The organism is Flavobacterium branchiicola, from assembly GCF_018383905.1.
Lineage (GTDB): Bacteria > Bacteroidota > Bacteroidia > Flavobacteriales > Flavobacteriaceae > Flavobacterium > Flavobacterium branchiicola.
In genome coordinates this window covers 70,059-82,782 of sequence record NZ_JAGYWA010000007.1, presented here as the reverse complement: position 1 = coordinate 82,782, position 12,724 = coordinate 70,059, and the positions used below count along the sequence as shown (strand labels likewise).

Sequence of the window (12,724 nt, the reverse complement as noted above, 5' to 3'; positions counted from 1 at the left end):
AAATCAAACTTTTACCTATGGAAATCAATGAAAATTTGCAAGCCGAACGCAATCTGAAAGGAGCTGAGTTCGAAAAAACCGGAAATCCTGAAAAAGCAATTGAATTATATGAGGAAAATGTCAAGGAAGGCTTTAAAGGAAATCATCCTTACGATAGACTGGCAACAATCTATAAGAACCAAAATGATATTGAGAATGAAATTCGCGTTTTAGAAAAAGCCATTATTGTTTACGAAGAAATTACTCTTGTAGACAGAATTGAAGGCTTGCCAAAACTTTTCCGTTTTAAAAACCGATTAGAAAAAGCACTCGAAACCAAAAAACAATTAGCGAAGCAAAAGAAAGCAAAGTTGAAATAATTTTCTCACCATTAAGACATTAAGTAATTTAAGCCAAGCTTTATGAACTTTCTGTTGAAAAGGAGAAAATAAAGTAAAACTGTGCCCCTAAGCTTAATTTTCTTTTGCCACAAATAGATTAAACAATTTAAGTCATAGTTTTATGAACTTAATGCCTTAATGGTAAAAAATAAGATAACTAAATTTTTATTGACATGATTACTTTAAAACGCACCAATTCAGACGACATTGATTTTATAAATCTAGTTGTTTTATTAGATAAGGATTTAGCAATTAGAGATGGCGACGATCATGCGTTTTATAATCAGTTTAATAAAACCGATAAAATAAAACATACAATTGTTTACTACGAAAACGGAATTCCTGTTGGCTGTGGCGCTTTTCGCGAAAAAGAACCAGGCAAAACAGAGATTAAAAGAATGTATGTTCATCCCGATCATCGAAAAAAAGGAATTGCATCGGCCGTTTTAAAGGAACTTGAAATCTGGGCAAAAGAAGTAGGCTATACTTATACCATTCTTGAAACCGGGAAAAACCAGCCGGAAGCCATCAACTTATACCAAAAATTAAATTATACCATCATTCCAAATTATCCGCCTTACGAGGAAATGGATAATAGCGTTTGCATGAAAAAGACTTTATAATAATGAAAATCACAGCCGAAGCATTAAGACAAAAAATAGGACAGTTTTTCTTCCCAGCTGTTTTCATCAACGATACCGAAGAAAACATTCAGGAAACAGAACGCCTTATTAGAGAGCACAATATTGGCGGACTAACCTTTTTTCATAGTCGTGCGAGCGCTGCGACCAATTATGAAAGCAAGAAAAAAGTTGTTTTTAACGATGACAGTTACGAAAAAATCAAAGCTTTGATTATTCGTTATCAAAAAGCCGCTTCTATTCCACTTTTAATCAGTATTGATGCCGAATGGGGTTTGGCAATGCGCATCGAAAAAACACCGCAATATCCTTATGCCATTACGCTTGGTGCTTTACCGGAAAACAAATCAAGTTTAGTTTACGAAGTTGGAAAACAAATTGGTTTGGATTTAAAAGCGGCCGGAATTCAATATAATTTATCGCCTCTGGCAGACATCAACAACAATCCGAACAATCCTGTAATTGGTTATCGTTCTTTTGGGGAAAACAAAGAAAAAGTAGCCAATTTTTCGATTGAATATTTAAACGGAATGTCAGAAGTTGGCGTTCTAGGATGCCTGAAACACTTTCCCGGACACGGAAACACTAACGTTGATTCGCATTTGGGATTACCTGTTTTAAAGGAAACTCTGGAAGAATTAATGGAAAACGAATTATATCCTTTCATTAAAGGAATTGAAAATAATGTCGATTCGATTATGATTGGACATTTGGCTGTTCCAAATTTAAATGACGGAAAAGATACTTCGGCAACTTTATCAAAAGCGGTTATTCAGAATCTTTTACGTGATAAATTAGGTTACGACGGTTTAGTTATTTCTGATGCTTTAAATATGCACAGCGTTTCTAAATTATATGAAACAAAAGGTCAACTGGAATGGGAAGCTTTCAACGCTGGAAACGACGTTTTGTGTTTCACCGAAAATGTTCCCGAAGGAATTGAAGCCATTTATAAAAATGCTTCACCAGATCGTATTTTCGAAAGCTATGAAAGAATTAGAAAAGCGAAAGAAAAAGTTGGAATCTTATCAAATGACGATTTTATCTCAGGTGAATTAAATTTCCAAAAAACTTCTGAACTAAATCGTGAAATCGCTGAAAATTGTATCACAAAAATCATTGATAACGGAATTTCAGATTTAGCTAAAGAAGCGCATAAAAACAACACTTTAGCAAAACTAAGTTTATATAAAAATACCGAAAACACATTCTTCAAAACTTTAAATACCGAATTACCTTCACCGGAATTTGCTTTTGAAAATTTAGAAGTTTCAGATATTTCTGCTATCAAAAAAGAATTAGAAAACTTCGAAACACTCATTATTTCATTATTTGTTCCAAAAGCAAAACCAATGAATAATTTTGAAGTTAATAATGAAGTTTTAGAATTACTTTCAGACTTACTTCAAACCAAAAAATGCATTATTTACGTTTTCGGAAATCCATACGTTTTACCAATTATTCCGAATCTTAAAAAGGCTTTTGGGCTAATTCAGGCGTATCAGGATTTTGAAGAATTTCAAAAAACTGCAGGAATTCAATTTTTAGAAAAAAATAGTTTCAATGGTGTTTTACCAGTAAATATTGACATTCAGTAAGTTAAAAAGTTAAATAGTCAAAATTTATCAACTTATAAGTTTTTATAATCACATCTTATTGTAACTACCTGCACTTATGCCCTACTTTTGCATCAAATAAATTTTTAACGTAAAACGAATATTATGTCTTTAGTAGGAAAAAAATTCCCAAGTATTGCAGTAGATGCTATCTCAGAAATGGGTGACAATTTAAAAATCAACATTTTTGAAGAAGCAGTAAACAACAATAAAAAAGTACTTTTATTTTGGTACCCAAAAGATTTTACTTTTGTATGTCCAACTGAATTACACGCCTTTCAAGCTGCATTACCAGAATTCGAAAAAAGAAATACTATCGTAATTGGTGCTTCTTGTGATACAAACGAAGTTCACTTTGCGTGGTTAAATACTGCAAAAAACAATGGTGGAATCGAAGGTGTTACTTACCCAATCTTAGCAGATACAAACCGTAACTTAGCTAACATTTTAGGTATTCTTGATATCGAATCTACAAGCTATAGCGAAGAAACTGATTCAGTAATCGTTGAAGGTTCAAACGTAACTTACAGAGCTACTTACCTTATTGACGAAACTGGAAAAATCTTCCACGAAAGTGTAAACGATATGCCATTAGGACGTAACGTAAACGAATACTTAAGAATGGTTGACGCTTACACGCACATCCAGACTAAAGGTGAAGTTTGTCCTGCAAACTGGGAAGCTGGTAAAGAAGCAATGTCTGCTGACAGAATCAGTACTGCTGAATACTTAAGCGCAAACTAATTTTTTTAAGGTTCTGAGGTTCTAAGCTACTAAGGCGCTAAGCTTTTTTAACTGAACTTTTGAAACTTAAAATACAATTCTACAATACAGTCATTAGGTTCTAAGATTAGCACTTAGGATCTTAGAACCTCGATGACTTAAGATCTCAAAAAATAATTTTAACGTTAAGTCATTTTAAAGGACTAAGAGGCTAAAAAAACTTAGAACCTTAGCACCTCAGCGACTTAGCACCTTAAAAAATAAAGATATGTTAATCGACTTAAACGAAGATACGTTAGCAGATTTAGTTGCTAAAAACGAAAAAGTAGTAGTACAATATTCAGCTTCATGGTGTGGAAATTGCCGTATTATGAAACCAAAATTCAAAAAATTAGCAACAGAAAATGAAGCTATCACTTTTGTTTTGGTTGATGCAGAAAACTCTCCTGAATCAAGAAAATTAGCTAACGTAAGCAACCTGCCTACTTTTGCTACTTTTGTAAACGGACAATTAGTTGGCGAAACGCAAACTAACAAACAAGAAGTTTTAATCGATCTAGTAAACACAATTGCTTAAATTTAGATCCGTTAGACTGGCTTAGATTTTTAGACTTCTCAGAGGTTGTCTATAATCTTTAAAAAGGTCTAAGAAATCTAAGAATGTCTAAAAATCTAAGAAAGTCTAAATTATGAAATTACCAGTAATTAAGCATTTAACGCAATTCATCGAAGAAAACGATCAGGATTATATCATAGAAACGATCGAAGTTCTTGAAGCCATGACCGAAATTTCTTCTCTTAAAGATGAAGAATTAGACGTAATCGGCGAATTGATTTCAAATATGTATGGCGCCCTTGAAGTACAAAAATTGGTAGCACAGGGAACCGATAAAAAAGAAGCTTTAAATACGTTTATGAAACGTGTTTTAGGTTCAATCGATAAATAATCGAGCCTCTTTTTCAAAGAAAAAACAAAAAAACATGACAAAAAAAGCGTTTCTAATTAGAGACGCTTTTTTTAGTGGTCAGTTTTTAGTCTCAGTTTTCAAGCAATCTTTGTCAGGCTGAGCGGAGTCGAAGCCCACGCAAAGCAAATCGACAAAGATTGCGTATCTAGAGTCTCGGGTTACTTACCCGGGCTTCGACTCTGCTCAGCCTGACAGACTAAATCTAAAATCATCACTCCGAAATCTAAAAATCTAACATTATTTGGGCGAGCCACCATCCCGATAAAAGGGCAACTCACTTTGCGCCTATTCGCCCTTTTATCGGGATGCTGTCGGGCTATCCGCTCCGCTGCGGCGGATTGCTCCTATCCCTCTCGCAGGTAAAAGTTTTCAAAAGAAGTTTTCGGTTTAAGTCATAATAATTATTTACAAAAGTTTTTTCACACGACCTTGTCATCCTGACGAAGGAAGGATCTCCACAAGTAGCTCCACGATCAAACTCTGACAAAGCTAATGCATGAATATTCAAACAAATAAAACAATCAATTGCCTCCAGCTTTAGCTGGAGATATTCAAACAAGCATCAAAAAAGGCTTTAGCCAAATGCGTAATTTTGGATAAAGCCCTTTCCCTTATCTACAAAACCTCCAGCTAAAGCCGGAGGCAATTGAAAAACTAGATTACAGAGCAACCTGCGCGGGCTTCGACTTCGCTCAGCCTGACAAGATTGAGAATAAATTAATCTTACAATATTCTCCAAAAACAAAAATTATTATTAAAAATAAATCACAAATTCGTGAATTCGTGACGATCAAAAAGTACTCCTTAATCTATCCTTAAACGCACAACAAATACTTTTAGATTCAAATATTAATCCTTACTTTTGAACCTCATTAATTTAATCAAAAATCATGGCATCAATAACATTAGGAGGAAATCCAGTTCATACATCAGGCGAATTACCAGCAGTTGGATCACAATTAGCTGACTTCAAATTAGTTCAAAATGATTTATCAGTTGCTTCATTAAGTAATTTTGCTGGTAAAAAACTAGTTTTAAACATTTTTCCAAGTGTAGATACAGGAACTTGTGCAACATCTGTTAGAACTTTTAACGCAAGTGCAAGCGGATTAGAAAACACAACTGTTTTATGTATTTCAAGAGATTTACCTTTCGCTCAAAAACGTTTTTGTGGTGCTGAAGGTTTAGAAAATGTAGTAAACTTATCTGATTTTCAAACTGGTGCTTTCGGTAAAGCAAACGGTTTAGAAATCGTAGACGGACCATTAGCTGGTTTACACTCAAGAGCAATCATTGTGGTTGACGCTAACGGAAAAGTACTTCACACAGAACAAGTTGCAGAAATTGCAAACGAACCAAATTACGAAGCGGCTTTAGCAGCACTATAATACCCATACATGGAATTTCAAAAAGACAATACTTTTGTTACAGGCCGTTTAAAAAGCATGACTTATGCTTTTAACGGTGCTGTAAAATTGATTACAACAGAACATAGCATCATGGTTCAATTTTCATTGGGTATCCTAATGACTATTGCCGGATTTTATTTTCACATTTCACAAACCGAATGGCTTTGCCAAACATTAGCTATTGGTTTAGTTTTAGCGGTTGAAGGATTAAATACAGCGGTCGAAAAAATTGCTGATTTTATTCATCCTGATTACAGCAAACGAATCGGATTTATTAAAGATATTGCTGCCGGAGCGGTATTTTTTGCTGCAATGACTGCAATAGCAATTGGCTTAATTATTTATCTCCCAAAATTTATATAGGCAAGAAACGCAAGAATGGCAAAAAGTAAAAAAGAAACTGTAGACAAAAAAACCGAATCAAAAATCGAGAGCGTTAGGTCCTTCACATTATCCAAACAACAAAAATTTGTTCTAGGATGCCTTTTAGTACTCTTTTCGATTGCATTATTAGTTGCATTTATTTCGTTTTATGTTAACGGGCAATGGCAAACAGACCAAAGTGCAGTAAGTCAGCTTGGTGATCGTACCGAAGTAGTACAAAACTGGCTTGGTAAATTTGGCGCTTTCCTCGCCGACCTTATTGTTTACAGAGGTTTCGGGATTGCTTCTTTTATATTTGTTCGTTTATTTTTCTTAACCGGATTATTTCTTGCATTAGAACTTTCGACCAAAAAATTAAAAAACACCTGGTTTTGGGATTTATTTGCTGTAATAATTGTTTCTGTTTTATTTGGCTTTTTTGCTACTTCAGCACCAGAATTAGGAGGAACAATTGGTTACGAGCTAAATCTTTTCCTTCAGGATTATATCGGAAAAACAGGGACATTATTAACCCTTCTTTTTGGGCTAATCATTTATCTCATCTTCAAGATTAAACTATCTCCTGAAAAAATTCAGTCATATTTTGACTCAACAAAAAAAGAGTTCAAGTCAGAATTAAACTCCATTAAACCAACTCCACAAGAACCAGAAAGTGCATACAATCTGGAAGAGTTTGCCATTGAAGAAGATCAGGATTCTGAATTAGACAACATTCATTTAAAGACGGTTGATTCTCAATTTGAAATCAATAAAGAAGCTTTAAAACCAACCATTTCACATTCATCAGAGATTGATTTGAATCCGGTTTTAAAACCTGTACAAATGAATGTAAATCCTGTTACAGAAACCGCTGCTGTTCATACAGAAGAATTTGTTATTGAAAAAGCAGAAGAAGAAGATATTATTGAAGAAAATTTAGCTTCACGTCTGGTTGCCGATTTTGGATTGTTTGATCCGACATTAGATCTGTCCAATTACAAATTCCCTACAATCGATTTATTGAAAGAATACTCGACAGGAGGAATTACAATTAATCAGGAAGAATTAGAAGAAAATAAAAACAAGATTGTAGACACACTTCGTAACTACAAAATTGAAATCGCACAGATTAAAGCGACCGTTGGTCCATCTGTAACCTTGTATGAAATCGTTCCGGAAGCCGGAATCAGAATTTCTAAAATCAAGAGTTTAGAAGATGATATTGCCTTGTCTCTATCAGCCCTGGGAATTCGTATTATTGCGCCAATTCCTGGAAAAGGAACTATCGGTATTGAGGTTCCGAACAAAAACCCAACTATGGTTTCTATGAAAAGCGTTATTGGATCAGCTAAATTTCAGGAAGCTGAAATGGAACTACCAATTGCTCTTGGAAAAACCATATCCAATGAAACTTTTGTTGTCGATTTAGCCAAGATGCCTCACTTGTTGATGGCCGGAGCAACCGGACAAGGAAAATCTGTTGGATTAAATGCCGTTTTAACTTCACTTTTATACAAAAAACATCCTGCCGAAGTAAAATTTGTTTTGGTGGATCCTAAAAAAGTAGAGCTTACTCTTTTCAATAAAATTGAAAGACATTATTTAGCAAAACTTCCAGATACGGAAGATGCAATTATTACAGACAATGCAAAAGTGGTTAACACTTTAAATTCTCTTTGTGTTGAGATGGATAATCGTTATTCTTTATTAAAAGATGCGATGGTTCGTAACATTAAAGAGTACAATGATAAATTCAAAGCAAGAAAATTAAATCCCGAAGCAGGCCACCGATTTCTACCCTATATCGTCCTGGTTGTCGATGAGTTCGCCGATTTGATTATGACTGCCGGAAAAGAAGTAGAAATTCCTATTGCCCGTTTGGCTCAATTAGCCCGTGCAATTGGTATTCACTTAATTATTGCAACTCAAAGACCTTCTGTAAACGTTATTACTGGTTTAATTAAAGCCAATTTCCCTGCAAGAATTGCGTTTAGAGTAACTTCAAAAATTGACTCGAGAACCATTCTTGATACACAAGGAGCAGACCAATTAATTGGACGAGGGGATTTATTATATACAAACGGAAATGATGTAACGCGTGTTCAATGTGCCTTTATTGACACACCGGAAGTAGAAAAAATTACAGATTTTATTGGTGGACAAAAAGCATATGCTACGGCTTATTTACTTCCTGAGTTTGTTGGAGAAGAAACTGGCATCAATCTTGATATGGATATTTCCGACAGAGACACCTTATTTAGAGAAGCTGCTGAGATAATTGTTAATGCACAGCAAGGTTCTGCTTCATTATTGCAAAGAAAATTAAAATTAGGTTACAATAGAGCTGGCCGATTGATTGATCAATTGGAAGCAGCTGGAATTGTAGGTCCTTTTGAAGGCAGTAAAGCAAGAAGTGTGAACATTTTAGACTTAAGTGCTCTTGATCAATTTTTTAATAATGAACAAAATTAACCCCATCATGAAAAAGAAAATTCAGGAAATCAGTAACAATTCTATCACTAACATGACTAAAAAGTGTTTTCAAATGGCAATCGTAATGCTTTTGAGCTTCACTTCTATTCAGGCACAGGATAAAAAAGCCAAAGATTTATTGAACGAAGTTACTTCCAAAATAAAAAGTTATGACAATATTGTAATTGATTTTAAATATTCGTTGAATAACGCCAAAGAAAACATCAATCAGGACAGTAAAGGAAATGTAACCATGAAAGGAAATCAATATGTATTGAACTTTATGGGCGTAACAAAAATTTTTGACGGACAAAAAACATATACGATCGTACCGGAAGATGAAGAAGTTACTGTTTCTAAAGTAAATGAAAAAGATGATAACGCAATCACGCCTTCAAAAATGCTTACTTTCTTTAATTCTGGATATAAATACAATATGGATATCGTTCAGAATGTAAAAGGAAGAAAAATTCAGTACATTAAATTAGTTCCTACAAGTGGAAAAGACCAAAGAAAAGAAATTCTTTTAGGTATTGACGTTCAGACTAAACACATCTATAATTTGATTGAAACCGGAAAAAACGGAACAAAAACAACTTTAACCGTTAATTCTTTTAAAACCAATCAGCCATTATCAAAAAATCAGTTTACCTTTGTTGCTAGCAAATACCCAAAATATTACATCAACAAACTAGACTAATTACAAGGTTGAAAATTTTAGACAAATACTTACTAAAAACATTTCTGATTACATTTACTACGGTATTTGTAATCCTTTTTTTTATATTCATTCTACAAACAGTCTGGCTCTTTATCTCAGAACTTGCAGGTAAAGATCTGGATTTGATATTGATTGTAAAATTCCTGTTATTCTCAATGCCCCGAATAATCCCACTGGTTTTACCGCTTTCGGTCTTACTGGCTTCGATTATGACATTTGGAAATTTAGCTGAGAATTATGAATTTGCAGCCATGAAATCTTCAGGAATATCGCTTCAAAGAGCTATGCGTATTCTAATCGTTTTCATATGTGTATTGAGTATTGTGGCCTTTTGGTTTGCCAACAATGTAATTCCGTATGCAGAATACAAATTCGTTAACTTTCGAAAGAATATCGCGCAGGCAAAACCAGCCATGGCAATTGCCGAAGGACAGTTTAATGATGTCGGCTTTTACAACATTAAAGTAAATAAAAAGTCTGGAGAAAACGGAAATATCTTAACTGGCGTTACTATTCATGAGAAATCAAATAACGTTGGAGAAAACAAAACCGTTATTAAAGCAAAAGATGGTAAACTAATAAGTAACGAAAAATCCAGCATCTTAAAACTGGTTTTGAATGATGGTTATTATTATCAGGATGTTACACCAAAAAAATATGAAGATCGCGCCAAACTTCCATTTGTAAAAGCAGCCTTCAAAAAGCAAATCATTAATATCGATCTTTCTGAACTAAACAAAGTTGACGAAGATAAGGAAAACATTAGCAGTACAAATGGAATGCTGAATGTTAACGAATTACGATATACTTTAGATTCATTAAATAAAAATCTGGACAATGAAATCTTATCATTTTCAGAAAATATAAATCAGCGCGTTGGAATCAAAAGATCTCCAATTGAATTAAAAACAGATAAAAAGAAAAAACCTTTACCGACTAATCTTTTATCTCTATACACCCACAAGCAAAAAGCTGATATTCTAAGAATGGCAGCCAGTAATGTTACCAGCAATGTTTATTCGATTGAAACAACTCAGAAAGATTTAAAAGATAAACAAAGAGAAATCAACAAACATTTAACTGCATTGTATGAAAAGTTTGTAATTGCTTTTGCGTGCTTTTTAATGTTTTTTATTGGCGCTCCTCTTGGTGCAATTATCCGTAAAGGCGGACTAGGTTTGCCTATTGTATTTGCAGTTTTAATTTTTATTACTTTTCACTTCATCAATACTTTTGGAAAAAGATTATCACAGGAAGGCGGTATGACTCCTTTTATGGGATCATGGATGTCTTCATTTATTTTGTCTCCATTAGCAATTTTACTAACCTATCGTGCTACAAATGATAATGGGTTAATAAATTTTGATGCCATTACAACACCTATTTCACAACTATTTCAAAAAATTTCCGAGCGGTTTTTTCCAGCTCAAAAGCAACAATAATTATGTCAACAACAAAAATACAACTGAATACCATTGAAGAAGCTATAGAAGATATTCGTCAAGGAAAAGTAATCATTGTAGTCGATGATGAAGATCGTGAAAATGAAGGCGATTTTTTAGCTGCAGCTGAAAAAGTAACTCCGGAAATGATCAATTTTATGGCCACTCACGGTCGTGGTTTAATTTGTACTCCACTTACCGAAAGCCGTTGTAAAGAACTTGATTTGCGCGCTATGGTAACCAACAATACCGATCATATGGAAACTGCTTTTACTGTTTCTATAGATTTAAAAGGTAATGGAGTTACTACCGGAATATCTGCTGCAGATCGTTCTAAAACAGTTGAAGCTTTAGTAGATCCTAATACAAAACCACATGATTTAGCTCGTCCCGGACATATTTTTCCACTGATTGCAAAACAAGGCGGTGTTTTAAGAAGAACTGGACATACAGAAGCTGCAATTGATTTTGCCCGATTAGCTGGATTTAAACCTGCAGGTGTAATCTGCGAAATCTTAAACGAAGACGGAACAATGTCTCGTTTACCGGAACTTATAAAAGTTGCTAAAAAATTCAACTTAAAATTAGTTTCAATTGAGGATCTCGTTGCTTACAGAATGCAGCACGATAGCTTAATTGTAAAAAAAGAAGATTTTGATATCGAAACTCGTTTTGGAACTTTTAGACTAAGGGCTTACGAGCAAACAACAAATAAACAAATTCATATTGCTTTAACTAAAGGAACATGGAATTTAGGTGAACCCATTTTAACCAGAATCCATTCTTCACAAGTAAATAATGATTTGCTAGGCACATTAACTAATAATGCCGAACAGCAATTAGACGATATGTTTAAAGTAATAAATGAAAACGGAAAAGGTGCAGTTATCTTCATCAATCAGGATATGACAGCTGTAAATCTTTTAAACAGAATTTCGGAGCTTAAAACTTTACAGGCCAATGGAACTTTAAAAGCCCCAAAAGTTATTATTGATAGCAAGGATTACGGAATTGGAGCTCAAATTCTTCATGACATTGATATTTCTAAAATTAGATTGGTTTCAAACACAGAACAAACAAAACGTGTTGGAATGATTGGATATGGCCTTGAAATCACTGAATACGTTAGCTACTAATTTATGGGAACATTAGAAGAAAGAATTCAGAAATCTGAAACACGTATTTTTAAAGCCGTTTTCCCTAGTACAACCAATCATTATGACACTTTATTTGGAGGAACTGCATTACATCTAATGGATGAAGTTGCCTTTATTTGCGCAACACGTTTTAGTCGAAAAAAAGTGGTTACGATATCTACAGGTCAAATCGACTTTAAAAAAGCAATTCCTGCCGGAACTTTAATTGAGTTAGTAGCAAAAGTTGTGAGCGTTGGAAGAACAAGTTGTAAAATTCATGTTGATATTTTCATGGAACAAATGTATTCAGAGCTTCGCGAAACAGTAGTTTCAGGAACTTTTTCGTTTGTTGCTGTTGACGAAAACAAAAAACCAATGCCGATTTTAGATAATCTGGAATAAAAATTAAAAAAAAACTTTTCCGGAAATACTGATAATTAGACACTTGAAAATTAATTTAAAAAAGTTCCAAAAAAAGTTTTTATAATCGGAAAAGCACACTATATTTGCACTCGCAATCACAAAACGATAGCGACATACTGGAGAAATGGCAGAGCGGTCGAATGCGGCAGTCTTGAAAACTGTTGACTGTAACAGGTCCGGGGGTTCGAATCCCTCTTTCTCCGCTGAAAGTGAAACCCTCAACTTTTGTTGAGGGTTTCTTTTTTATAGCATATTATTTTCTTTGCAAATAATTGAAAAAAAATTTTCACAATCAAAAAAACGCACTATATTTGCACTCGCAATCACAAAACGATAGCGACATACTGGAGAAATGGCAGAGCGGTCGAATGCGGCAGTCTTGAAAACTGTTGACTGTAACAGGTCCGGGGGTTCGAATCCCTCTTTCTCC

The 12,724-nt window shown here is 34.1% G+C and carries 13 protein-coding genes and 2 tRNA genes; all 15 read left to right on the top strand.

The features are described 5' to 3' along the window. The first annotated feature begins 17 nt into the window (after positions 1-17). Positions 18-359, top strand: a complete 342-nt coding sequence (locus tag KHA98_RS17710) for a tetratricopeptide repeat protein (protein WP_213259224.1) — start codon at positions 18-20, stop codon at positions 357-359. A 194-nt stretch (positions 360-553) separates the two neighbouring features. Then, positions 554-1,003 carry a GNAT family N-acetyltransferase gene (locus tag KHA98_RS17705; protein WP_213259223.1) on the top strand — a complete coding sequence of 150 codons (450 nt, stop codon included), beginning with the start codon at positions 554-556 and terminating at the stop codon, positions 1,001-1,003. 2 nt (positions 1,004-1,005) lie between these two features. Further along, positions 1,006-2,619 (top strand): glycoside hydrolase family 3 protein, encoded by a 1,614-nt coding sequence (locus tag KHA98_RS17700; protein ID WP_213259222.1) that lies wholly within the window; start codon positions 1,006-1,008, stop codon positions 2,617-2,619. A gap of 123 nt (positions 2,620-2,742) precedes the next feature. Further along, positions 2,743-3,381, top strand: coding sequence for a peroxiredoxin (locus KHA98_RS17695; protein ID WP_213259221.1), 639 nt, complete (start codon positions 2,743-2,745; stop codon positions 3,379-3,381). A gap of 247 nt (positions 3,382-3,628) precedes the next feature. Then, positions 3,629-3,937, top strand: a complete 309-nt coding sequence (locus KHA98_RS17690; protein ID WP_213259220.1) for a thioredoxin family protein — start codon at positions 3,629-3,631, stop codon at positions 3,935-3,937. A gap of 112 nt (positions 3,938-4,049) precedes the next feature. Further along, positions 4,050-4,307, top strand: coding sequence for a DUF6952 family protein (locus tag KHA98_RS17685; RefSeq protein ID WP_035684509.1), 258 nt, complete (start codon positions 4,050-4,052; stop codon positions 4,305-4,307). A 911-nt stretch (positions 4,308-5,218) separates the two neighbouring features. Further along, entirely contained in the window at positions 5,219-5,716 is a 498-nt protein-coding gene (gene tpx, locus KHA98_RS17680; RefSeq protein ID WP_213259219.1) for a thiol peroxidase, read from the top strand. Between the two features lie 9 nt (positions 5,717-5,725). Further along, entirely contained in the window at positions 5,726-6,100 is a 375-nt protein-coding gene (locus KHA98_RS17675; RefSeq protein ID WP_213259218.1) for a diacylglycerol kinase family protein, read from the top strand. 15 nt (positions 6,101-6,115) lie between these two features. Beyond that, positions 6,116-8,572 carry a DNA translocase FtsK gene (locus KHA98_RS17670; protein WP_213259217.1) on the top strand — a complete coding sequence of 819 codons (2,457 nt, stop codon included), beginning with the start codon at positions 6,116-6,118 and terminating at the stop codon, positions 8,570-8,572. Between the two features lie 7 nt (positions 8,573-8,579). Further along, positions 8,580-9,272, top strand: coding sequence for a LolA family protein (locus KHA98_RS17665; RefSeq protein WP_246522409.1), 693 nt, complete (start codon positions 8,580-8,582; stop codon positions 9,270-9,272). 8 nt (positions 9,273-9,280) lie between these two features. Further along, positions 9,281-10,735, top strand: a complete 1,455-nt coding sequence (locus KHA98_RS17660) for an LptF/LptG family permease (RefSeq protein ID WP_213259216.1) — start codon at positions 9,281-9,283, stop codon at positions 10,733-10,735. 2 nt (positions 10,736-10,737) lie between these two features. Further along, positions 10,738-11,871 carry a 3,4-dihydroxy-2-butanone-4-phosphate synthase gene (gene ribB / locus KHA98_RS17655; protein ID WP_213259215.1) on the top strand — a complete coding sequence of 378 codons (1,134 nt, stop codon included), beginning with the start codon at positions 10,738-10,740 and terminating at the stop codon, positions 11,869-11,871. Positions 11,872-11,874: 3 nt separating this feature from the next. Further along, a complete protein-coding gene (locus KHA98_RS17650) occupies positions 11,875-12,273 on the top strand; it encodes an acyl-CoA thioesterase (RefSeq protein WP_213259214.1) in 399 nt (132 codons plus the stop codon). A gap of 139 nt (positions 12,274-12,412) precedes the next feature. Next, a tRNA-Ser gene (locus KHA98_RS17645) sits at positions 12,413-12,497 on the top strand. Positions 12,498-12,640: 143 nt separating this feature from the next. Beyond that, positions 12,641-12,724: transfer RNA gene (locus tag KHA98_RS17640), tRNA-Ser, on the top strand.